This is a genomic window from Thalassotalea psychrophila (assembly GCF_031583595.1).
In the GTDB taxonomy this organism is placed as follows: domain Bacteria; phylum Pseudomonadota; class Gammaproteobacteria; order Enterobacterales; family Alteromonadaceae; genus Thalassotalea_A; species Thalassotalea_A psychrophila.
Window position 1 is genome coordinate 1,907,401 of record NZ_CP134145.1, and the last position, 23,536, is coordinate 1,930,936.

The 23,536-nt window shown below is 36.6% G+C and carries 20 protein-coding genes; 18 read left to right on the plus strand and 2 right to left on the minus strand.

The genetic code is table 11. From position 1 onward, the window contains the following. Positions 1–39 precede the first annotated feature (39 nt). From RGQ13_RS07675 to RGQ13_RS07700, 6 genes are all read left to right on the plus strand, one after another. Positions 40–546, plus strand: coding sequence for a DUF4381 domain-containing protein (locus RGQ13_RS07675; protein ID WP_348392969.1), 507 nt, complete (start codon positions 40–42; stop codon positions 544–546). Beyond that, positions 539–1,591 (plus strand): VWA domain-containing protein, encoded by a 1,053-nt coding sequence (locus RGQ13_RS07680; protein WP_348392970.1) that lies wholly within the window; start codon positions 539–541, stop codon positions 1,589–1,591. Before RGQ13_RS07675 ends, RGQ13_RS07680 begins: the two co-directional genes overlap by 8 nt. Then, positions 1,584–2,579 carry a vWA domain-containing protein gene (locus RGQ13_RS07685; protein WP_348392971.1) on the plus strand — a complete coding sequence of 332 codons (996 nt, stop codon included), beginning with the start codon at positions 1,584–1,586 and terminating at the stop codon, positions 2,577–2,579. The genes RGQ13_RS07680 and RGQ13_RS07685 overlap by 8 nt, the downstream gene beginning before the upstream one ends. Continuing rightward, positions 2,573–3,256 carry a tetratricopeptide repeat protein gene (locus RGQ13_RS07690; RefSeq protein ID WP_348392972.1) on the plus strand — a complete coding sequence of 228 codons (684 nt, stop codon included), beginning with the start codon at positions 2,573–2,575 and terminating at the stop codon, positions 3,254–3,256. Before RGQ13_RS07685 ends, RGQ13_RS07690 begins: the two co-directional genes overlap by 7 nt. Further along, a complete protein-coding gene (locus RGQ13_RS07695; protein ID WP_348392973.1) occupies positions 3,243–4,643 on the plus strand; it encodes a hypothetical protein in 1,401 nt (466 codons plus the stop codon). Before RGQ13_RS07690 ends, RGQ13_RS07695 begins: the two co-directional genes overlap by 14 nt. Positions 4,644–4,793: 150 nt before the next feature. After that, positions 4,794–5,849 (plus strand): DUF1254 domain-containing protein, encoded by a 1,056-nt coding sequence (locus tag RGQ13_RS07700; RefSeq protein WP_348392974.1) that lies wholly within the window; start codon positions 4,794–4,796, stop codon positions 5,847–5,849. Positions 5,850–5,919: 70 nt separating this feature from the next. Here RGQ13_RS07700 and RGQ13_RS07705 read toward each other — a convergent pair whose 3' ends face one another. Continuing rightward, on the minus strand, positions 5,920–6,591 hold the full coding sequence (locus RGQ13_RS07705; RefSeq protein WP_348392975.1) for a TetR/AcrR family transcriptional regulator: 672 nt from the start codon (positions 6,589–6,591) through the stop codon (positions 5,920–5,922). Positions 6,592–6,814: 223 nt separating this feature from the next. Between RGQ13_RS07705 and RGQ13_RS07710 the strand changes: the two genes are divergently transcribed. Then, on the plus strand, positions 6,815–8,734 hold the full coding sequence (locus RGQ13_RS07710) for a fatty acid desaturase (RefSeq protein ID WP_348392976.1): 1,920 nt from the start codon (positions 6,815–6,817) through the stop codon (positions 8,732–8,734). Between the two features lie 66 nt (positions 8,735–8,800). Here RGQ13_RS07710 and RGQ13_RS07715 read toward each other — a convergent pair whose 3' ends face one another. Continuing rightward, positions 8,801–9,751: a LysR family transcriptional regulator gene (locus RGQ13_RS07715; RefSeq protein ID WP_348392977.1), complete on the minus strand. Its 951-nt coding sequence runs from the start codon at positions 9,749–9,751 to the stop codon at positions 8,801–8,803. A gap of 239 nt (positions 9,752–9,990) precedes the next feature. Between RGQ13_RS07715 and RGQ13_RS07720 the strand changes: the two genes are divergently transcribed. The 11 genes from RGQ13_RS07720 to RGQ13_RS07765 all read left to right on the plus strand — a co-directional run bounded on the left by RGQ13_RS07720 (position 9,991) and on the right by RGQ13_RS07765 (position 23,524). Continuing rightward, the gene (locus RGQ13_RS07720; RefSeq protein WP_348392978.1) at positions 9,991–11,022 is read left to right on the plus strand and encodes a DUF1254 domain-containing protein; all 1,032 of its coding nucleotides are present in this window, start codon (positions 9,991–9,993) and stop codon (positions 11,020–11,022) included. A gap of 481 nt (positions 11,023–11,503) precedes the next feature. Then, the gene (locus RGQ13_RS07725) at positions 11,504–13,039 is read left to right on the plus strand and encodes a DUF1254 domain-containing protein (RefSeq protein ID WP_348392979.1); all 1,536 of its coding nucleotides are present in this window, start codon (positions 11,504–11,506) and stop codon (positions 13,037–13,039) included. A gap of 377 nt (positions 13,040–13,416) precedes the next feature. Continuing rightward, positions 13,417–14,904, plus strand: coding sequence for a DUF1214 domain-containing protein (locus tag RGQ13_RS07730; protein ID WP_348392980.1), 1,488 nt, complete (start codon positions 13,417–13,419; stop codon positions 14,902–14,904). Between the two features lie 328 nt (positions 14,905–15,232). After that, entirely contained in the window at positions 15,233–16,738 is a 1,506-nt protein-coding gene (locus RGQ13_RS07735; RefSeq protein ID WP_348392981.1) for a DUF1254 domain-containing protein, read from the plus strand. A 403-nt stretch (positions 16,739–17,141) separates the two neighbouring features. Next, on the plus strand, positions 17,142–18,200 hold the full coding sequence (locus tag RGQ13_RS07740; RefSeq protein ID WP_348392982.1) for a DUF1254 domain-containing protein: 1,059 nt from the start codon (positions 17,142–17,144) through the stop codon (positions 18,198–18,200). Positions 18,201–18,288: 88 nt separating this feature from the next. Next, a complete protein-coding gene (locus RGQ13_RS07745; RefSeq protein ID WP_348392983.1) occupies positions 18,289–18,642 on the plus strand; it encodes a hypothetical protein in 354 nt (117 codons plus the stop codon). An 86-nt stretch (positions 18,643–18,728) separates the two neighbouring features. Next, entirely contained in the window at positions 18,729–18,986 is a 258-nt protein-coding gene (locus RGQ13_RS20145; RefSeq protein WP_405054194.1) for a helix-turn-helix transcriptional regulator, read from the plus strand. 245 nt (positions 18,987–19,231) lie between these two features. Beyond that, a complete protein-coding gene (locus tag RGQ13_RS07750) occupies positions 19,232–20,857 on the plus strand; it encodes a DUF1254 domain-containing protein (RefSeq protein WP_348392984.1) in 1,626 nt (541 codons plus the stop codon). Between the two features lie 68 nt (positions 20,858–20,925). Continuing rightward, positions 20,926–21,759 carry a hypothetical protein gene (locus RGQ13_RS07755; protein WP_348392985.1) on the plus strand — a complete coding sequence of 278 codons (834 nt, stop codon included), beginning with the start codon at positions 20,926–20,928 and terminating at the stop codon, positions 21,757–21,759. Positions 21,760–21,952: 193 nt separating this feature from the next. After that, positions 21,953–22,354, plus strand: coding sequence for a hypothetical protein (locus RGQ13_RS07760; protein WP_348392986.1), 402 nt, complete (start codon positions 21,953–21,955; stop codon positions 22,352–22,354). Positions 22,355–22,426: 72 nt separating this feature from the next. Continuing rightward, positions 22,427–23,524 carry a saccharopine dehydrogenase NADP-binding domain-containing protein gene (locus RGQ13_RS07765; RefSeq protein WP_348392987.1) on the plus strand — a complete coding sequence of 366 codons (1,098 nt, stop codon included), beginning with the start codon at positions 22,427–22,429 and terminating at the stop codon, positions 23,522–23,524. Positions 23,525–23,536: the final 12 nt, after the last annotated feature.

Genomic DNA, 23,536 nt, shown 5'->3' on the forward strand with positions numbered 1-23,536 from the left:
GATTTTTAGTAAATATAACGATATTGAAACCAATAATTTATGGCTGAAGCACTTACAAACACAATAACTCCTAATAATAGCAATCCTTTGCTAAAAGACTTTAGTGAGATATCTGCCCCTGTTGATATTAATTGGTGGCCGCAGACTCTTGGCTGGCAAATAATTTTACTGATTTTTATTTGCTACTTACTTTATAGAATTTATTTAGTATTTAAACGCTATGTGAGTAATGCTTATCGTCGTGGTGCGTTGTTGCAACTTGCCCAACTTGGCAATGAAAAAGAAGATATAAAATTGATCCCGCAGTTACTTAGAAGCACCGCTCTGTATGCATATGAGCGAAAGGTTATAAGCCCGCTACTCGGTGCAAACTGGGAGCAATGGTTAGATTCACAATGTAAAAATGCCAAGTTTCATAGTCAATTTTCAGGCGTGCTAAATAACTTAGCCTATTCACCTGAAGTTGATTTAGAACCACAACAACTCATTGCTTTTAAACAACAAGTCGCGCACTGGATAGCTAATCATAGAGGTATGTATGATTGAATTTGCATACCCTTGGGCTTTTGTCTTACTAGCTTTACCTTTTATAGTTTATTTAGTGGCGCCTGCTTACAAAGAACAACGAGACTCGTTGCAAGTTCCTTATTTTAAAAGGTTGGTAGAGGTTTCTGGAGAGCAACCTCGCGCCGGTGCTGTGCTATTAAAACGACGTACAATACAAAAAGTATTGCTAGTGATTGGTTGGATTGCACTTATTGTTGCCATTGCTAAGCCTGAATATGTTGGCGAGCCAATTGAACAGAAAAAATCAGCTCGTGAAATTATGGTGGCTTTAGATTTATCTGGCTCTATGTCTGAACAAGACTTTACTGATCAAACTGGTAATAAAGTTGATCGCTTGGTTGCTTCAAAAATTGTAATGAAAGAGTTTGCCAGTCAGCGTCAAGGCGATCGTTTAGGTTTAATATTATTTGCAGACGCGGCTTACCTACAAGCGCCTTTTACCGATGACATTTCTACCTGGCAAAATTTACTTGATGATACGCAATTAGGGTATGCAGGGTTTGCTACCGCATTTGGCGATGCCATTGGTTTAGCAATAGCAACGTTTGAGCAAGAAAAGAGCAAGCAGCGGATATTGATTTTACTTACTGATGGCGACGATACCGGCTCTAAAATGACACCAATAAAAGCAGCTGAAATTGCAGCCAAACATGATATTAAAATTTACACCATAGCGGTAGGCGACCCAAGTAGCAAAGGTGTTTATAAAATGGACTTACCAACGTTGGAAAAAGTCGCTGAAATCACCAATGGAGCAAGTTTTGAAGCACAAAATAAAGCTCAACTACAATTGGCATACGAAACTATAAATAACCTAGAAAAACAGCAATACGAAACATTGTCATATCGACCACGCACCAGTGTTCACCATTGGGCGTTTGCTGTTTATTTCATTGCTAACTTGTTGGTAGTGTTAATATTTTTAACTGCACAGTTAATAAAGCAAAAAACAGTGAAAAACCTTCCTGTTAATGAACGCAATGATGTAAGCAATAAAGTGAGCAAGGGAGAAGCACATGGGTGATTTTATCTTCTCTATTTGGGATGGTTTGGCGTTATCACAACTATCAAACTTTCACTTTTTAAGGCCACTTTGGCTTTTATCAGCCATACCTTTATTTATTTTTTATCGATTACTAGTAACTAAAGATGATTTATTTACTCAATGGCGCGGTTATATGTCAGATAAAGTTATTGCCAACCTTGCACAAACAGAGTCAAACAAGCGTTTGTTCACGCCTAAAAAGTTGTTTGCTATTTTTGCTGTTATTGCAACATTAGTGATGGCGGGACCAAGTTGGAAACAACAACAAACGCCATTTTTTGTTGATGAGTCAGTGTTAATTATTGCCTTAGATGTTTCAGAGTCTATGCAGTCAAGTGACTTGCAGCCCTCTAGGTTATTACGGGCAAAGCAAAAAATTAATGAATTACTCGACATGCGAGGGGATGCAAAAACAGCATTGGTTGTTTACGCCGGCAGTGCTCATATTGCTATGCCAATTACGCAGGATAGGAAGATGATCGCTCATTTTCTTGATGTGCTAGATACTAATATAATGCCTGCAAGAGAAAAACTTGAACAATCACTTATTGCGCCAATTGAGCGACTGTTAGCACAGACAAAATCACCATCAACAGTGCTGCTTGTTACCGACAGCACGGCTAATAATACAGCCACAACATTTAAAGAATTCTTTAGCAAACAAGCACACCAAATGGTGGTATGGGCAATCGCAGAAAACCCAGACAGCGGCCTTGCGAGCAGTGCTGGCTTATCTGGTGTGCAACTTGATCAATTAGAAAGCTTAGCCGATGCAGGAAACGGCACTATGGTGGCATTTACTCATAGCTCTGATGATGTCAAACAAGTAAGCCGTTCAATTAAAAATAATATGTTTTTAGGCGATGATAATTCGCAGCCTTGGTACGACTCAGGTTATTTATTGTTGTTTATATTATTGGTTTTACAAGCGACTTGGTTTAGACGTGGGTGGACAATGCAATGGTAAATATTCAACAAACAAGGCATTTTCAAGGTGCAACCGATAAACCTAAAGTAACACTTGCAGGCACTTTAACTAAATTGCGAGCTAAGCGTAAGCAAATTTTTACTGCCGTTATCCTTGTATTATCAATTAGCATTTACTTGCAGCCACAAAGTTTTATCAATCTTTGGTTAACAAGGGATCAGCAAGCTAAAATTTACTTTGAACGTGGTGAATTTGAAAAGGCTGCATTAACATTTGCAAGCCAAAAATGGGTTGCACATAGCTATTATTTAAATGGCAACTTTGAGCAAGCAGCCTCTGTATATGCTCAATTTGATGATGTCGATTCCATATTTTCAAAGGCAAACGCTAATGCTCACAAAGGTAAGTTTGAGCTGGCTATAGAGCAGTTTGAACAAGTATTGAAGTTGCAGGAAGATCATGCAGGAGCCATGAATAACATGGCTTTATTGCAAAAAATAATGAAGTCGATGACCAAAAAACCAAGCGCTAGCGATGACGAACTATCAAATGAAAACCAAGTTTTACGTAAACAAAAAGGTGACATAGAAGATAAAAAGGACGAGCCTAAAGCTAAGTCCGTTTCAGATGAACTGTGGTTAGAACAAGTGCAGAAAAACCCTGGTAAATTTTTGCAAAAGAAATTTCAACAGGAGCATATAAATGCGAGCAAATAATATTGCCATACAGAGATCAAATAACATAGCTTCGCTATTATTAATAGTTTTAGCATTTTTATGTTTTGTTTCCACGCCTACATTTGCAGAAACCGTTGAAAGCCTGATTGACAAGCAAGAGCTATCACTGACAATGTCATTGCAAACAGAGGGAACAATAATACCTAATCAATCGGTTACCTTTGAAATAGAGGTTATGAGTGCCCAGCCTTTTGCCGACAATATGACTTTATCGTACGTTGATATTACCGATGCTATCGTTATACCGCCAAGTGAAAATACAACACTAGATATTAAAACTATTGATGGTAAAGACTGGTTTGTGCAACAAAAGAAACTTGTTGTTTATACAATGCAAAATGGCGAATTTGTAGTACCGCCTGTTTCAGTTGATGTATCAATAAATTTTAAAAATAAACAAAAGGTTAAAGGGCAATTAAAAACCAAGTCGCAACAGTTTATCGTAGATAAATCGCCAGCGTCACTTAACGGGCAAGAATACTTGGTAAGCTCGAACCTTGTGCTAACTGAACAACAAAAAGATGCCAGTGAAACTAAGTTAGAAGTTGGCAATGCAGTAACCTTAACCTATAAACTAACTGCTGATAACATGCATGCATTGCTGTTACCTGATTTTAACATACCAGCACTGCCGGGCATTAAGCTGTATACAAAACCGATTGTAAAAAAAGACGACGTTGATAGGTTGTCTAAGTTACAACAGGCAATTGCAAGCCAAGAAGTTACCTTTATATTTCAACAAGAAGGCCGCTACGTTATACCTGAGCAAAAAATTACTTGGTGGAATATTAAAACCAAACAGCCTCAACAAGCAATAATTGCAAAACAAGAGTTTGTAGTGGGTGATGGTGGTGGTTTAATTACTGAGAACTCACAGAGTAACACTGATGCAGAATTAGGCTCTACAAATAACTATCCGGTATTGCAGTGGTTATATATTATTGTGCTCATTGTGTTTGGGATTTTTATTTTAAGGGCAATTTACCAGCATAAACAGGCACTAATGCAATCGTTTAAAACATCAGATAAAGCTCAGCGTAACAAACTAAAACAACTATATTTAAAGCATATTGAAGAGCAGAATTATCAAGCAGCGATAATGACGCTATATCAAGTTATTAATGTTATTCCAGATAATGGCAGTGCCAATGCTAGTGCGCTTGCTCAGCAGCTAGAAAAAAGCCCTCAACAACAAGCGTTATTGGTTAAACTACAGCGACTTGCGTTTGCTTTTGAGATCAAAAATAATTTATCTATTTCAACCGAGGAAGCAAAAAATATTTTTAATACCTTAGTTAAAACAAAGAAAATTAGTTTGGCATTTTCACGGTTTAAATTCTCCATGGATCTTAATAACGAACAATGATTTAGTGACTTACTATATTATGCTTTTAGTGAGTTATTCGTTTTAATTATAATGCTTAATGAGTTTTATACATTTGTTTTGATTGGGATTTTAGCTAAACTATAGGTATCAACTTATTTACATTTAACCATTTATTAAAAGGAAGTACAGATGAATAAAATAGTTTTAACAGCAGTACTAAGCTTAAACATTTTAGCATTTTCAGCGTCTGCTGGAGACATGGCTACCAATTTAGATCAGTTTTTTAGTAAAAGTGGTACCGTAGCAACAGAAGAAAACTACCCTACGTTAGAAACATCGCGTCAGTTATTGAAAACTCAAGATCAAGTGGGTGTAAACCAATTGCTTCATAAACGCGAATTAACACCAACAGACCAACAGCCCGTTGTTCGCATGAACCGCGATACTTACTATACATTTGCAGTAGTAGATACTTCTAAAGGTGCTTATATTACAATGCCTGAAGTTCCTGAAGGCACATACATGTCTGTTCAACCAGTAACTGAAGATCATCGTATTCAAGCCATGGTTTATGGCTCTGGTAACTTTAATTTATCTACGCATGATGGTAACTATCTTCACCTGGTTATTCGTTTAGATTCAACGCTACCAAAAGCAGAAGCTCATAAATACCAAGATCTTATGAAAATAACGGCTAAGTCTAGTATTCCATTTACATCAAAACCAGTAAATAAAGAGTCATTTCATAAAGTCGAAGCCGATTTAAAAGCACAAATGCCAGCATTGTTTAAAGCCGAAGGTGCAGAAGCTTTATATGGTATGTTTACTGATCCTCGTGATTCTTCAAAAGAAATGTTTACTGAAAAAAAATATGCGATAGGCGCAGCAATAGGTTGGGGTGGTGCACAACTTAAAGACAATGTTTACGAAGTATCTGGAAACTATGCTGCAGATAAGTGTTATCAAGCAACGTTTGAAGATCCTAAAAACAGAGCGTTTTGGTCTTTCACTGTTTACGACAAAAATGGCTTTATGTTTAACGACCTTGCTAGCTTGAGTTCAAATTCTGCGACAGCAAATAAAGACGGTACTTATACTATGAGTTTTGGTTGTGGTGATGATGCAATTAACAACATTAAAACCAAAAACGAAACTGGTATGTTTAACTTAGGTATTCGTCACTATATGCCTTCTGACAAAGTTATAAATGGCTATCGTTTATTACCATTACTAAAAGCTAAGTAAGATTATCTTTTAAAGATAAAAAGGCCTTTTACAGGTTATAATAAAAAGAGATCTAACTTTAGATCTCTTTTTATTTTGTTTCTAAAAACTCTTCAGCAACGCTTCTATCATTCACTAATGCTAACAACTGGCTGCGAATTACTTCATTAATATGTTGCTGTTTATAGTCTTCTTCAGAAATACTTAACGCAATAGGTATGGCTACCGATACTGCTTGACCGAGCAATATAGATAAAAACACGTTCACGATATATATTTTCCAGTTTACCTTCTGCCATATCACTTCTTCATCATCACCTTTAATAAAATCAACCGTTTGTTCTAAACGTTTACCAAAGTTTTGATAAAACATGCTGTTGGCACTGTGGAGTTCACGGTTCATCATTTCTTGAATAGCAATACTGGTAAAGTACTGCTGAGTTGACCCCCATTGCTGCAGGGTATTACAAAATTGATAGAAGCGCTCAAAAGCAGAGGCGTCTTCATATTGCTGAAATAAATCATCTATCATTTGGGCAAAGCTTTGTTCTAAATGCTCAGTTACCGCTAAATATAAACCCTCTTTAGATTTAAAATGATACAAAATAGTTGAGTTTTTTACGCCTACTTTCTCTCTAATTTTACTTAGCGAAGCGCCTTGAAAGCCAAGCTTTGAAAATTGCTCAGCCGCAGCATTAATTAGCTGTTGCTTAGTCCAGTCGACATTTCCTTTGCCGTGTTCTGTTTTTACCGGTCTTGCCATCTCTTATCACCTAAAGTTGTGAATAAATAACCTAACATTTCTAAAAAATATTAAAAAGTAAATATCTAGTGTTAACAGTAATTTATTGGCTGTTTATGTGCATACCCGTGCTATCTAAATAGAAACTTTCCAAATAGCTATTGATCGTTTAAACATTATACGATAGTTTATGTACCAATCGATACATAAAATAATACTTAAAGTGAACATCAACAGGTTAACTATGAATACAAACACCATAAAAGGGCAGATGCCAACAACAGCCATTGAAGATTTAAAAGAACTGGCCTCAAGAGCTGAATTTAAAAAACTGCTTTATGTGCCTTCTTTAAATTGGGTTTTAATAATAAGCTGCTTGTTAAGTTTAATGGCTTGGCTGTATCTTTCTAATGAATGGTTAGCGGGCAATTTATCGGCGTGGTGGTTAACGTTATTAAGTACTTACACCTTTTTTATCTTTATATTAACCGTTCATGAAGCCTCTCATTTAGTACTGTCAAGAAACCGATGGGTAAATGATATTCTAGGTACGTTGCTTACGGTTATACCGTATCCGCAATTACCTATCGTGCAATTTAGACATCAACATCTTACTCATCATCGCGACACGTGCGGTGTGGAAGACCCTGATGATTACTTATATCAAGGTGCTTGGCTTACAAGGATGTTAAAAGTATTTACTCATGATTTTTACTGGTGTTATTGGAGCTTTTCTAATCGTGACTCTGCATCCAGAAGCACCACTGTGATAAATCTATTTTCTATGACAATTTATATTTCTGTACTTGTGCTAGGTTTTACTTCAGCTTATTGGTATGAGTTTTTGATGTTGTATGTTATTCCGCAGCGTATTGGTTTTTTTGTGGCTATTTTAATGTTTGCCTATGTTCAGCACCCACCTGAAAAGTGCAGTGTAAAAGAGCAAAGCCCTTTTATGACTACAGCGATAATGCGTGGCTTTGACAGTCCTTTTGCGAAAGTTTACTTTGGTCAGAACAGACATCTAATCCACCATTTATACCCTAACATGCCGATATATCGAAATTGGCAAGCGTGGCAACTAGGTAAAGATATATTCGAACGCCAAAACCTAGCAAATATAGGCATTGATGCTGAAAAATTTACTCAATTAAATGCGCAAAACCAGGAGCAACATAAACAAGCTAAGCATAATCAAGAGCAGCAATCACACTTATATGTAACCATTGCTAATATTGAACAAGTTGCCCAAGGCATTAACTGTTATACATTTGAACCTAGCGAAAATGGACAAAATTTACCTGAGTTTGAACCCGGCGCACATATCGACGTTGAAGTAAAAGATGGCCTTGTTCGTCAGTATTCACTTTGTAATGATTATCAACAAAATGATTGTTATCAAATAGCGGTGCAATGTGAAGAAAATGGCCGTGGCGGTTCAAAATTATTGCATGAAATGTTTAAGGTGGGACAAGTGGTTAAAATTAGTAAGCCACGGAATTTATTTGCGCTAAAGCCAGCCTCAAACGTATTACTGTTTGCTGGCGGTATAGGTATTACCCCTATGTTAGCAATGGCTTGGAAGTTACATCATCAAGGCACACCATTTGAGTTACATTATTGTTTTGCCAATACTGATAAATGGGCATTTAAACAACAGTGGAGCACAATGCCATTTGCCAACAACATTAATGTTTATATTGATGAGGATAACAACAGTGCAGCGTTAAATGCCGAACAATTATTATCAAGTGATGCCTCTGCGAATGTTTATGTATGTGGTCCAGAAGGCTTTATGAATTATATTGAAAATAGTGCTAAAAAAGTTGGTTTGGCCAAAGAGCAGTTTAATAAAGAAAGCTTTAGTGGTGCAGAGCAGGGTGATGTTAATTCAAACAAAGAATTTACCTTAAAAGTTACCGGGCATAAGCAAGAGTTTTTAGTCCCTAAAGACAAGTCGATTATTCAAGTGCTTAAAGAAAATAATATATTTGTGCCTATGTCTTGTGAAAATGGCGTGTGTGGAACATGCAAATGTAAAGTGAAATCAGGCGAAGTAGAGCATAAAGATTTGGTTTTAAATGAGAGAGAGCATTTTGAGAAAAAGTTATTTACGCCTTGTGTAACTAGGGCTAAAACAGACGTATTAGAAATTAGTCTTTAATAAACACTAGGGTCAGAGTCAGGTTTGAAATAACCTGACTCTGACCCTAGGTTAATTTTAAGAAAATCAATTGAACTGCTCAAGTATCTTCTGTTTTAACCATTGATGAGCCAAACTATTGGTTACCCGCTTATGTTCGATTAAATAAGTGGGGACCTTATTATCATCAGCCAAATCAAACGTATGAACTGGCGCAATTGTATTACTTAAATTCGAAACCCTTAATAAATGTTCTGGGCCAATATACAAAGAATCAGTTGTTGCCAGCAGTTCTGTTATTAACAGCAATTGATTACTTTTAAATACTAACTTTTCTATGTATTTGGGCTCATTTAATATTGCATGGATGGTCGAAGTGATCTTAGTTTGCGTGTTGTCACCATGATTCATCGCAATAAAATTATATTGTAAACAATCTTCATAGCTGATGTTTTTCTTAACCTCACCTTTGCTTTCGCATAAAAGTGGATGATGCTTACCGGAAAATATCGCTAAAGAAAATTTTTCACAAGGTGTTACGGTAAAATTTGCATCATTGTTATCAGCAAAGTGGATAGCAAAATCAATATCATTGTTTTCTAACATGTTATAAGGATCAACAAGAGCGGGGTGCTCGGTAATTCTTATTTTAGGTGCTTGTTCAGCCAATATTTGTAGTAATGGTAATAACACTGAGTGGTTCATTGCTGCAGGTACAGATACCGAGAAAGACATGTCACAAGTAATAGGATCAAATTTATCCTCCTGCATAAAGCTATTTAATGAGGCGAGTAAAGTTGGAAGCTGTTTTTGTAATTGCTCGCCCTTAATCGTTATATGCATTTTATTTGCTGAGCGAAATAGCAGTTCATCATTAAATAAATCTCGTAAGCGCTTTAGGGTTTTACTCATTGCAGATTGTGTTAAAAACAGCACCTCTGCCGCTTTACTGACATTCTTTTCTTTTAATAGCACGCTTAACGCGATCAACAAATTAAGATCAATGCGATTGAGTTGTTTTTCGGTTGAATTATCCATATGAATTTAAATCATACCCTGTGTGAAAATAAAGCATTCGATTTCATGATAGGTGCTTGTTAATATTACTGCAAGTTTAAAGCGGCTAGCAAACATGAATTTTCATTTCTTATTGCTCAATGCTTAAAGTGTTCACTGTAAATATAGAAAGTAAGTTATTGTTTTATTTGCAAAAATAATAAGTTTATCTATAGTTAAATTGCATGTGTTTTAATTTTAAATTTGTTTGGAGCTTTACCTTGAAAAAATCATTTAAAACCTCATTAATCGCTTTCGCTTTAACATCTGTTTTAGCTGCATGTTCACAAACTACTGACACATCGACAGTGACAATGGCAGCAGCAACTAGTCAATTTATTGAAGTAACTGATGCTAATTTTGCCCATGCAGAAACTGCGCGTAATTATAGAAACTGGGTAGCACTTGGTGCTAATAAACAAATCACTCACATGAGAAATTTACCGCCTAGGGGCAAAGATGCTCCTACAGTTCAAATGAATGATGATACTTTATATTCTGTTGTAATTGCTGAAGCTGAAAATGGTCACATTAAATTTTCAATACCAAAAACAGATGTATATCTAGCGGTTCAAGTGGTAACAGAAGGTGGCCATGGTCAACAATATGTGGTTGGTGAAGGAGACTATGATCTTCCTGTTGAAACTGATTTTGCCTTTTTAATATACCGTACAGGTGTGGAAAAGGGGATAGAAGCGGCTCGAGCAGCTCAGGATAAAATTAGCGATGATACCTTTAAATTTAACACTTATAGCGTTCAAAACTATAATTATGATGAAGTTGAAGAGTGGGTTTCTAAACTAACTGCTGAAACACAAGGTGCTGTGTTTACTTATACATTCCCAAGAACATCCGATGGAATAACTGATCGTCATCAGTGGAACTTAGAGAATGCTAATGGTTGGGGTGGCTCATCTCCCGAAGTTAACGTAGCAAACCTTTATTCTAACTCTGTAATGTTAGATGGTAGCAAATGTTTATCGACTACTTTTGAAGATCCTGAGTCGAAATATTTTACCTCAATCACACCTTATGATAGCGCACGCTATTTAATGCCTGGTGTTAAACATGTATCTTCAAATACTTGGACTGTGAATAGCGATAAAACGGTAACTGTCTCGTTTAACTGTGGTGCTGATGCGGTAAATAATATTGACACTAAAGGCTTAGATTTTTCATTTACGATGCGCTACTACGGTGTCAGCCAAAAAGTAATCGATGGAAAAATTAATCCCGAGAAAACGGTTAAATAATTAAAATTGTATAAAAATAATAGCTTATCAGTAACGATAAGCTATTTTTACTTCAGGGATGAAGGAATGTCAATTTGCCAAGGATGGCTTAACATTGACTCAGTTCAGGGATGAAGGAATGTCAATTTGCCAAGGATGGCTTAACATTGACTCAGTTCAGGGATGAAGGAATGTCAATTTGCCAAGGATGGCTTAACATTGACTCAGTTCAGGGATGAAGGAATGTCAATTTGCCATGGATGGTTTAACATTGACTCAGTTCAGGGATGAAGGAATGTCAATTTGCCATGAATGGTTCAAAATAAACTCATTTAGCAAAGTATTTAAAGCAAAACCTTTATTCATTTTAATAATAATGCAATATGCACAAGGGTAATAATTGTAATTATATATTATCATTGGTATTAATTTACCTATTAACATAAACTTTTCCCATCATTTAGATACACAACTTTTTAGATTTTATTCAAGGAATTGCGTTATGAATACATTTAGTAAAAAACTTACTGTTATTGCCTTAGCAACAATGACTTTAGCCTGTACGGCCTCTGCAGATATGACACCTCAACATGCTCCTAAATATGCAGCTGACGTCCCAGCAGCTCTTGTTACCCCTAACACTGTTCACACCAAATATGCAGGCGAGCTAACGTTTGTTGATGGATTCCCAACCGATGAAACCTTAGAAAAATCATATGATTTCTTAGATACTTCTCGCGCCGTGCAATTGTTTGAGTCTGGTATGGCAACCGCATCTATGTACGCCATGTTACATGGTCATGTTGCAATTGGTATGGAGCCAAATAAATCAGTAGGTATTACAGAGCAATTAATGGATGCAAAATCTCTTTGGTTAACACCAAATACCACAACACCATATATTACCACCGAAGTGGATGTTAAAAATGGTCCTGTGGTTATTGAAATTGGCTCACCAGTGATTGCGATTATTGATGATGCTTACTTTAAGTATGTCGGTGATGTTGGCTTAGGTAACGCTGCTGACCGTGGTAAAGGTGGCAAATATTTAGTTGTTGGTGAAGACTATAAAGGTGATATCCCAGAAGGCTACATCGTAATGAAAACTAGCACTTATCGTCATTGGTTGATTCTTCGTGCCGCACAAATGCCTGGTGAAAGCTTAGAGCAAACACTAACGAAATTTAAAAATGGCTTTAAAATGTATCCACTATCTGAGGCGGCAAGCCCAGAGCCAAATGAGTTTGTTAATTTATCAGGTAAAAAATACAACACCATTCATGCCACTGATGCCTCATTCTATAATGAGTTAAATGAAGTGATTCAATATGAACCAGCCAATTCTGGTGACCCAGAGTTACTAGGTTTAGCACGTGCTATTGGTATAGAAAAAGGTAAAGAGTTTAAGCCTGATGCTCGCATGCAAGGTATTTTATCTGAAGCAGCAGCCCTTGGTAATGCTGCCGGCCGTGCTGTAATGTACAAGCCGCGTAACCCTGATGTGTACTTCTACCCAGATCGTCAATGGTACTCACCATTAGCCGCTGGTAGCCATGAGTTTTTAGATGCCAACGGTGCTCGCGCATTAGATGACCGTGTAGGTTTTCACTTCTATGCAACTGGTATCACACCATTTATGGTCAAACCACAAGTAGGTGCTGGTTCAGTGTATGAAATTGCTGCAACGGATAATACTGGCAAAATGCTTGATGGCGGTACAACTTACTCAGTAACAATGCCTGGACCAATTCCAGCGAAAAACTTCTGGTCGTTCATGGTATATGACAACCACACGCGTTCAATTTTAGAGACCGACCAAAAAACAGGTGGTGTAGACTCTATGTTAGAAGGTATGAAAGTAGCAGATGACGGTAGTGTAACTATCTTCTTTGGCCCAAAAGCACCAGCTGGCCAAGAGAATAACTGGGTTCAAACCATGCCAGGTAAAGGTTACAACGTATTACTACGTTTATACGGCCCACTAGAGCCATGGTTTGATAAAACTTGGAAACCGGGCGATTTTATTCCGGTTAAGTAAATAAACTCTAGGGTCAGGGTCACGTTAATTAAAAACACTTCTTCGGAAGTGTTTTTTTTTGCCCCGTAATGCTGGCAAAACTCTATTCTGACTCTCGTTAACCAATGATTTATGGCAATAACGTTATGTCGTAAGAAATTTTCATATGAATTGAAATCATATGCTTTTGGAAAATTACGCGTTCGTTTTCATGAGGTGTGTTTGTTAATATTACTGCAAGTTTAGAGCAGGGCATGAAACAGTTTACTGGTATTCAATGTTCAATGTTCAATATTAAAACCTAATTTTATTATTTATTTACTAATAGTTAGCTATCTGATTTTATAGACTAATTTATATATATAGCCTAATTTAACTTTTAATAAAGGAAATTACCCATGAAGAAAATATTACTCGCTTCATTACTAACTTTATCCGCGGCAGCTATGCCTGCGATGGCAGAATCATTCAATGATACAAACGATATTCTTAATCGTTCAGCACAAATTGAAAATTTGCAATATAAAATAATGGTACAACGTGCTACTCAAACAGCAATCCATTATATGCCAGCTGTTACACAAACCGATTTTCTTAAAGCTACGCGACGTAATTTTGAAGGAGGCGGCTACAACGATGTCGTGTATGTTAATAAACCATTTGGCTCTGATAAAGGTTTTTTAACTGCTAATGATACAACCGCATATGCATGGGGTACTCTTACTTCAAAAAACGGTCCTATTGTTATCGAAGTGCCTGCCGCGACAGATAAGTTGAACTATTTTGGTTCAGTTGTTAGCCAATGGGAAGTGCCAATTACCGACGTAGGCTACAAGGGCGCTGATAAAGGTAAAGGCGGTAAGTATGTATTTCTACCACCTGGCTATGACAACAAACTTGGTAGTAAAAGCGATTTAGAAAAAAAAGGTTACCTTGTATTTGAAACTGATACTTACCTTTACGGTTTTTCATTCCGCCCATCATTAACAAATGGTGCTACGGATAAAGATGCTGGTGATTATGCGCAAACAATTAAAATGTACAACTTAGCTGATGCCGCGAATCCTCCAAAGACTGATTATTTAGATGCTACTAATGTTGCATATGACTCTTTGCCGTATTACAACGAAACATTCTTCCAAGACGTTAATGAAGTTATTCAAGAGAATCCAATTCGTACTCAAGACAAAGCCATGGCATCGTTACTGAAAGATTTAGGCATTGTTAAAGGTAAGAAGTTTGCTCCAACCGAGCAACAAAAGAAAGCGATGAACGAAGGTTTGCTAATGGCTTATGCACACATGCAGTCTAAGTTTGTCGAGCCAGATCAAACCGTCAGTGCATTGTGGAGAGATAAAGATGGTAAAGCATTGTCTCAGTGGTCATTTTGGAACTTCGGCCCTCAAGCTCAACTAGGTTTTCCATTTATTGACGAAAACGAAGTGTTAGTTGACAAGCGTGCTGCTTCATACTTCTACGTAACTTACTTACCTAAACAGTTGGGCGGCTCTACATTTTACCTAACTGGCCTACGTGACTCAAACGGTGAGATGCTAGACGGCAAAGCTACTTATAAACTTAATGTGCCTGCTGATACTCCCGCGGAAGATTTTTGGTCAGCTATTGTGTACAGCATGGAAACTAAAAACTTTGTTAGAAATGTAGACCGCGTAGGTTTGTCTTCACGTAATGCCGATGAAATGATAAAAAATTCTGATGGCTCTTATGATCTGTATTTTGGTCCAAAAGCACCAAAAGGCCAAGAAGCAAACTGGGTACCAACGGGTGGTGAAGACTACTTCTTATTATTCCGTTTATACCGTCCAACGTCTAAAACGTTTTTCAAGAATTGGATGTTAAACGATATGGTTAAGATCAGTGACTAGTTCATACACTTAATAAATAACACGAGAAATCAACATAATTAATTATGTTGATTTTTTTTATTTACCTTTACGGAACAATGTTAAAAACCTATATAATTTATTGAAAAATATAAATAATAAACTTCCTTGTTAAATGCCATTTTTATATTAAGGTTTAAGGAGAGTGTGCAATTTAAATTACCCATCATTATATTTATTAATAATGCTTTATGCGTCTTGGTAATAATTGTGATTGATTTAAATTATTGGCAGTAATGTTTCTATTAACATAAACTTTACCCATCATTTAGATACACACTTTTTTAGATTTTATTCAAGGATATGCGTTATGAATACTTTTAGTAAAAAACTTACTGTTATTGCTTTGGCAACCATGACTTTCATCGGAACTGTAAATGCAGCAGAGCCGACTTATGCTGCTAAAGTACCTAATTCAATTATCACCCCTAACACTGTTGATTCTAAATATTTAGGGCAATTAAATTACACTGACGGCGCACCAACTGCTACAACTCATGAAAAAGCGAGAGACTTTGTCGATACGGCTGATGCAGTTCGAGTATTTCTATCCGGTATTCCAGTTGCTTCTATTCAAGGATTATTAGCCGGTCACGTTAGTATTGGTATGGAGCCTAATCGTACTATTGGTATTTCTGAAGGACTTCTTAACGCAAAGAGTATTTGGCTAACGGCAAATACAACTACACCTTATGTTTCAGGGGAAGTAGATGTTAAAAATGGACCTGTGGTACTTGAAGTCGGAACGCCTATTTTAGGTTTAATTGATAATGCAGCTTTTAAATTTACATCTCGTGTCGGGGTAACTCATCCTGAAGATCAAGGTAAGGGGGGTAAATATTTTATCTACCATAGCTCTTATAAAGGAGAGTTACCTGAAGGCTACATTCATGTTGAAACAAATGGTTATCGCCATTGGTTACTTTTCCGTATCATCACCTCACCTAAGACCATGAAGGCTGATATACAAAAGATGAAAGATACGATGAAGCTTTACCCTTATGATAGTGAAAGTCGTACTAATTTTGTAGATTTTAGCAGTGTTCAATACAACACAGTTCATGCTATGGATGAAACTTTCTTCGATGAAATAAATGCTCTTATCCAGCATGAACCATCAGAAGTATTTGATCCAGAATGGTTGTCACTTGCCAAGCGTTTAGGTATTGAAAAAGGTAAAGAGTTCAATCCTGATGAACGCATGAAAGGTATCCTAAAAGAAGCCTCAAAAATTGCTACTGCCGAAGCTAGAAGTACTTACTTCCATCCATCAGAAGCCGTTACGACTTATGACGATCGCAAATGGTTTACGCCACTAATTAATGGGCACTTGTTCGTAGATAATGACCATGGTGTGATAAATGCGGATGACCGTGCAATGTTCCACTTTATGGCAACAGGTATCACACCAGACATGGTGACTAAAACACCTGGTCAAGGCTCTGATTACCGCCTAGCTACTCGTGATGTTAATAGCACACTATTAGATGGAAATAAGCATTATACGGTTACATTACCCGCGAACATTCCTGTGAGTAAGTTCTGGTCCTTCATGGTTTATGACAACCAAACACGTTCTATGCTTGAAACCGATCAAGTAGGAGCAGGTATTGACGGTCTTAGTAAAGCTGTGAAAAAGAATAATGATGGTACTGTCACTATTCACTTCGCACCAAAAGCACCAAAAGGTGCTGAAGGTAACTGGGTACAAACTAGAGAAAATAAAGGTTATAACGTTATTTTCCGTGTATATGGTCCAACTGAAACTTGGTTAGACGGATCTTGGAAACCAGGTGATTTTATTCCGGTTAAATAGTTAAAAACTAGGGTCAGGGTTAAGTTAATTGCCTCTGACTTTTTATTATTTACACCTTAATAAAAACACTTCTTTGGAAGTGTTTTTTTGCATCTGATTGATGCTGGTTTTACATCAATATCATTAAGTTTAATCACATTGTATTTTAACTAGATATTAATATTAACCTTATGTTTTTATGATGTTTTATTGATTTTAATTTGTGTTTTATTATTCTTTGGCTATTTTTAATAATGATAATAAAAATTTTCTCCTGTGAATAAAACAGTAAAATCTGTCTTGTGCATCATTGGTTCGCTTTGTTATGCATACTGAGCATAATACTTTATGAGAATAAATAATTATCCAAACGTTAATTAGATGTATATCATTTAATGGAATTAATTAATCAAGGATTAAACAAATGAACAAATTAGTTTTAGCAACAGCCATTAGCGCTAGCCTTTTCACATTTTCAGCAATGGCTGGAACTACAGTATCAACTTCACAAGAGTTTTTTGCAGACGATGGAACCGTTGTAACTACAGATAACTATGCAACATTTGAAACATCTCGACAATTAATTAAAAACCAAGAGCTTGCTGGGATAAATAAGCTTTTGCATAAACGCCAATTAACACCAACAGATAATCAACCTGTTGTACGTATGAATCGCGATACTTATTATTCTATGGCGGTAGTTGATGTATCTAAAGGTGCTTATATCAGCATGCCTGAGATCCCTGAAGGTAAATATATGTCTGTACAGCCTGTGACTGAAGATCACCGTATTCAAGCGATGATGTATGGCGCTGGTACCTTTAATTTAACCACGCATACTGGTACTCATATGTACTTAATCATTCGTTTAGATTCAACGTTTACAGAAGCTGAAGCTAAAGAATATCAAGATCAAATGATGATTAAAGCTAAGTCAAATAATAAGTTTACATCTGTTCAAGTAAATGAAGCATCGTTTACTAAAACTGAAAATGCCTTAAAAGCACAAACTCCAACTATTATGAAACGAGATGGTGCAGATGCAACTTATGGTATGTTTACCGATCCTCGTGATTCATCAAAAGAAATGTTTACTAAAGAAAAATATTCTGTTGGTGCAGCTCTAGGCTGGGGTGGTGCTCAGCTTGCTGATAACATTTATGAAATCTCAGGAAACTATCCAATGGAACAGTGTCATCAAGCGACGTTTGCAGATCCAGAAAACAACGCATTTTGGTCATTTACTGTTTATGACAAAAAAGGTTTTATGTTTAATGATGTTGCACACGTAAGTTCAAATACAGCGAAACCTAATAAAGATGGCACGTTCACTCTTAGCTTTGGTTGTGGCAGCGATGCACCAAACAACATTGATACTGAAAATGACTCAGGGGTATTTAACCTTGCAGTACGTCACTATATTCCATCTGATAAAGTTAAAAATGATGGTTACCGTTTATTAAACTACGTAGAAGCTAAGTAATTTATCTTTAAACAAAAAATAGAATAATAAAAGTGAAGGTCTGTATAGGCCTTCATTTTTTTTAGCTTGAAGAAGGAAGTATGAAACTTTGAAACAAATAACTTTGCTACTTTTATCTATACTCGTTTGTGAACCAGCTAACGCATCTAACTTAAAGAGTGATGAAATGTGCCAGCAGTACATCACGGGTTTGGTAACTGATATTCACCTTGCCGAAACTGTAGGGCTGCAAGCGTTACGAGTCGCAGTTAATCGCATTGCCGATACACATCCACAATACCATGAAATGGCTAATCAAGTAGCATTTGGTAAGGCTTTAGATGATGATGGACATCGCCGAGTAGGTCAGCATATCAATTATATGTGCACTCAAGATGGGACCGAGTTGATTGATCTTACCTATAAAATATTATTGACCGAATCTATCAGGCTCAAAAAATAGACGAGACACTAAAAATAGTGGCACTACTAACAAGCCTTGAAAAGATCCTTTTATATCCATTCCAACCTAAATGAAGATTTAAGCGTATCCAAACTGCCAATGAGCTAGCGGTAAGCGAGTCATATTTTCGAAAAATATTTAATGATGCAATGGGCCAGACTGTTCATCAATTTACTTTAAACACGCGCTTAAATAGAGCGAGAGAGCTGCTAATTCATAGCAGTTTTAGCATAAGCCAGCTCGCTGAAGTTCTTGGTTTTAGCAGCCAAAGTCACCTTACTACACAGTTCAGCAAGCTTTATCGAGTCTCTCCGGCACAATTTCGTAAAAAAATTAAATATTAAACGACAATGTATAAAGCCATGATTTGTATTAAATGTCTGTTTTCATTTGAATTTTCAATTAAGTGAACTATGTTTATTAATGATAATAAAAATTATATTCAGGTCATTAAGTGAAATCCAATCTGCGCATGACCTAGATGGTGCCTCATAACCCTTACGTATAATGCATAATGAAAATAAGCAATTATCCAAACATAAATTGAATGTATATCATTTAATGAAATTAATTAATCGAGGAAACTCAAATGGCTAAATTTTCTAAAAAAGCAACTGCGCTAGCTATCACGACTGTTTTAGTTACAACATTTCTTTTACCAACTTCATCAATGGCAAAAGAACAACCTACAAAAGGGTTTAATGAAACAATACCGACTGAAATAATGACACCTAATTCGGTAGAAACGAGCATCGGTGAATTAAAATTTTACGATGGTATTCCTACCGATGAAACCTTACAAAAAGTATATGACAACTTAGACTTTATTCGAGGGGTTGATGTCTTTTTAAACTTTATTCCAGCAACATCTGTTGAAGGCATCCGTTTAGGAATGAAGAGTGTAGGTGTTGACGATTCTAATGAAGTATTAGTTTTTGATAACTTAATGGATTCTACTCCATTATTTTTAACAGGTAATACTGATACTGTTTATGCTGCAGCCATGCTTGATCTAGAAAGAGATGGCGTTACCGTCGTAGAAATCCCAGCAGGAGCTGGCCCTGGTACGGTCAACGATGCGTTTTTCCGTTTTGTTGTTGATATGGGCGCGCCAGGACCTGATGCAAAAAAAGGTGGTACTTATATTATTTTACCACCCGATTACAAGGGCGACTTAAAACCAACATTAAATGGCATGCAACACCGAGGTAAAGATACCCGTGCAACTGTGATGGTTGGTGATAAAGAAACTAAAGTCTGGATAGCACAATCAACCAGTTACAATAACTGGCTAATTTTACGTGGCTTCTTAAAAGACGGCAAGCCTGAACATGCATCCAATATGTGGCGTACCGGTTTAAAAATATACCCACTTAAAGATGCTAAAAATCCAAAAGAAATGAAATTTACCAATGGCTCTGGCAAATTCTTTAATACCGTTCATGCGAACGATTATAAGTTTTATGAAGAGCTCTGGCATGTACTAGAAAAAGAACCGGTTTCATTTTTAGATCCTGAATTACGTGGTCAAGCAGCCGCTATTGGTTTACAAAAAGGCAAGCCATTTAAGCCTGACGCTAGAATGAAAGCAATTTTACAAGATGCAGTAGCTGTAGGTAATGCAACGGCACGCAGCATAGCTTTTAAGACACGTGATGAATCAGCTTATTTCTTTGAGGGCAAGCAATGGTTTACTGGTTTTATTGGCCGTGATTACCAATGGTTAAAAGATGGCGGTGAGGGCGGCCGTAATATGGATGCTCGTACGTTATTCTTCTACATTGCCACCGTAAATACACCTGCAATGGCATTACAAATACCTGGTATTGGCTCTAATTATGCGATGACAACCGGTGATAACAATGGTGAGATTCTATTTGGTGAAAAAACCTATCAAGTGACACTGCCGGCTGATGCACCAGCAAAAGACTTTTGGTCAATGGTGGCTTACGATCCCCAAACACGTTCGGAATTGCAAGTGCCTGGTGGTTCAAAGTACCCAAGTAAAAATAATAAGCGAGATGATTTAGTTTATAACGAAGATGGCTCGGTAACTTTATATTTTGGCCCGCAACTACCAAAGGGGAAACCGCAAGAGAATTTCACTGAGACAACTCCAGGTAAAGCATGGTTTGCCATGTTACGTTTATATGGACCATTACAACCATGGTTTGATAAAACATGGGCGCCTAGTGATTTTACAATTGTAAAATAACGCAGTAGAGCATAGATCAGGCATGTCTAATAATTGATATGTCTGATTTTTTATTAAGGGAGATAAAAATGAAAAAGATAATTTACATAACAATGCTAGGTGCGTTGAGCTTCAGTGCTTTGAGTTTTAATGCTCTGTCAGCAGAAAAACAATCTACCGATGAAGTCGCCAAAGAACTGGCTAACCCAACCTCTGCATTGGCAAGTTTACACTTTAAGTTTCAAACAAAAGCTTTTACTGGTGATTTACCAAACGCCGATGACCAACAAAGTAATTCTATTTTATTTCAACCTTCTATGCCATTCCCGTTAGATAGTGGTGCGAAAATCCTTTTTAGACCGGCAATACCTTTTTATATAGATACCCCTGTGTTTATGGGAACAGACTTTAGTGATGAAAGTGGTATTGGTGACTCAAGTATTGATTTAATGTATTCACCTAAAGCAAAAGATGGTGTATCTCATGCCTTTGGCGCCTATATAACATTACCTACAGGTGATGAAAAAGTAGGGCAAGGTGAAACAACTACACTAGGGCCTGAGTATTATTATGTAAAAATGGCCCAAGATAGCGCTGTTGGAATATTAGCATTCCATCACTGGGATATTGCTGGTGATATTAAAGTTAGTCAATCAACCTCACAAGTATTTCTCGTTGCCTTGCCTGGTGGCGGCTGGAACTATGGTACTCAACCAACCTTCACTTATGACTGGGAAAATGAACAATGGACGGTACCGTTAAATTTTAATGTAGGCAGAACCGTTCAGTGGAATGAACGACCTTGGAAATTAAGCGTTGAACTTGATTACTATGTTGAGAAAAATGAGGACTTTGGCCCTGACTGGATGTTAACGTTTAGAATTTCGCCAGTGGTTGAAAATGTTATGGCAAGTTGGTTTTAGGTAAATACAGCAAAACTAAAACAAGCTCAATTATGAAAATGCCAATCTATTTAGATTGGCATTTTTGTTTATAATTTGAAATTGAGTAAACCTCTACCTGTATATTAAAATATTCACCCAAAAGGGTAGTGTTTCATTTGTGACAAATTAATTAAATTTGTTAACCCTTTTTTATTTCAGGCCAAGAGACTTTATGTCCAGTCATCGATTGAATTATTATAGAAACATGTTTTTATCCGCTGCGATATTTAACTTTTTTGCAGGAGCTACGATCTTGTTTATGTTTTCTGAATTCTATGCATTCATCGGTGGTGAAAATATCCAAGCATCCGCTTTGCTTGAAGCATTTAGAATATTAGTGGCTTTATTGGTATTGCTTTTTGGTTTCGTTTATTTCTATATCAGCCAAAACATCCAAACAGAACATGCTAGAGCTCTAGCAACTGTCAGCCTAATAGGTAAGCTAATATTTTTCGGTGTGTTCAGTTCTTTTGCTTTTGCAGACCAATTGCCTATGGGAATGGCTGGTTTGGTATTACTAGATCTCGTTTATTCATTATTATTTTTAGAATATGTTCGTTATACAAAAGGTTAATGGTCATAACTTAATTAAGTCATTCATTAATAAGCACTACTCAATTCAACCATAATCTTATATGAGAAAATCATGAACATTATTTTACTAGGTGCAACTGGCACAACAGGACAGCTTGTATTAGAGCAGTTAACAAAAAAAAATATAAAGCCGATACTCGTTGGTCGAAGTAAGGAAAAACTCACTGTACTTTCGAGTCAGTATGATAATTTACCTATTCATATCGCTGACGCACAAAATTTTGATGATTTAGCTGATATTGTAAATGAGGGGGATCTGCTTATTTCTACGGTTGGACCTTTTAATGAGTTAGGAAGAATACCTGTGAAAGTTGCCATTGAAAAGGGCGCTCATTATATTGATTCTAACGGTGAACCAACTTTTATTACTCATGTTTATAATGAGTATAAAGATCAACTAAAAAATAGTAACTCTTTGATTATGACAAGTAGTGGGTTTGATTACGTACCTGGTCAGTTTCTTGGTGCTAAGTTGGCCAATGAACTTGATGAAAATGTGTCAACAATCAGTATTTTCTATAGTAATCAACAAGGTGGGTTTGCGAATCTGACAACAGGCACGATTTCATCTTTATTCGGTGCCCTTACAGAAAAAGGGGTGTTTTATAACGATAACAAGCATTACGAACACTTTTTAGGTGCAAAATCGCATACCATAAAGACTAATGGGAAAATAGTTAAAGGCATCTCTGTAGCTGGTACAGAAGGCTATGAATTACCGACTCTTTATCCGCATTTATCTAATGTTAATGTTTATCTTGGTTGGTTTGGTAAATTTGGCGCTATGATCACTGGCTTCAATAAACTCCAACATAAGCTATTGAAAAACCAAACTTATTTGAAGTTTACAAAGAAAGTGCTATCTGCCATTAAAGTGCCGCAAAGAACATGCCCTAAAATTACCGCAAAGGATGAGGATCCTTCTCTCGTTATCGCCCAAGCTTATGATAAAGATGGAAAGTTAATACAAGAATACAATCTTACAGGCCATAATATGTATTACTACACCGGTGAAATCATGGCTTGGATGGCGAGTAAAATAAAAGCAGGCGAAATCAATGAGTATGGGGTTATCGGACCGGTAAGAGCTTTCGGCATTGATGAATTAGAAAAAGCTCATGCAGACATTGGCTTTTACATAAACAAATAGTCAGTTAGTTAT

Coding starts and splice junctions, on each gene's coding strand:
- RGQ13_RS07675 (WP_348392969.1), top strand. CDS start 40: ATGGCTGAAGCACTTACAAACACAATAACTCCTAATAATAGCAATCCT.
- RGQ13_RS07680 (WP_348392970.1), top strand. CDS start 539: ATGATTGAATTTGCATACCCTTGGGCTTTTGTCTTACTAGCTTTACCT.
- RGQ13_RS07685 (WP_348392971.1), top strand. CDS start 1,584: ATGGGTGATTTTATCTTCTCTATTTGGGATGGTTTGGCGTTATCACAA.
- RGQ13_RS07690 (WP_348392972.1), top strand. CDS start 2,573: ATGGTAAATATTCAACAAACAAGGCATTTTCAAGGTGCAACCGATAAA.
- RGQ13_RS07695 (WP_348392973.1), top strand. CDS start 3,243: ATGCGAGCAAATAATATTGCCATACAGAGATCAAATAACATAGCTTCG.
- RGQ13_RS07700 (WP_348392974.1), top strand. CDS start 4,794: ATGAATAAAATAGTTTTAACAGCAGTACTAAGCTTAAACATTTTAGCA.
- RGQ13_RS07705 (WP_348392975.1), bottom strand. CDS start 6,591: ATGGCAAGACCGGTAAAAACAGAACACGGCAAAGGAAATGTCGACTGG.
- RGQ13_RS07710 (WP_348392976.1), top strand. CDS start 6,815: ATGAATACAAACACCATAAAAGGGCAGATGCCAACAACAGCCATTGAA.
- RGQ13_RS07715 (WP_348392977.1), bottom strand. CDS start 9,751: ATGGATAATTCAACCGAAAAACAACTCAATCGCATTGATCTTAATTTG.
- RGQ13_RS07725 (WP_348392979.1), top strand. CDS start 11,504: ATGAATACATTTAGTAAAAAACTTACTGTTATTGCCTTAGCAACAATG.
- RGQ13_RS07730 (WP_348392980.1), top strand. CDS start 13,417: ATGAAGAAAATATTACTCGCTTCATTACTAACTTTATCCGCGGCAGCT.
- RGQ13_RS07735 (WP_348392981.1), top strand. CDS start 15,233: ATGAATACTTTTAGTAAAAAACTTACTGTTATTGCTTTGGCAACCATG.
- RGQ13_RS07740 (WP_348392982.1), top strand. CDS start 17,142: ATGAACAAATTAGTTTTAGCAACAGCCATTAGCGCTAGCCTTTTCACA.
- RGQ13_RS07750 (WP_348392984.1), top strand. CDS start 19,232: ATGGCTAAATTTTCTAAAAAAGCAACTGCGCTAGCTATCACGACTGTT.
- RGQ13_RS07755 (WP_348392985.1), top strand. CDS start 20,926: ATGAAAAAGATAATTTACATAACAATGCTAGGTGCGTTGAGCTTCAGT.
- RGQ13_RS07760 (WP_348392986.1), top strand. CDS start 21,953: ATGTCCAGTCATCGATTGAATTATTATAGAAACATGTTTTTATCCGCT.
- RGQ13_RS07765 (WP_348392987.1), top strand. CDS start 22,427: ATGAACATTATTTTACTAGGTGCAACTGGCACAACAGGACAGCTTGTA.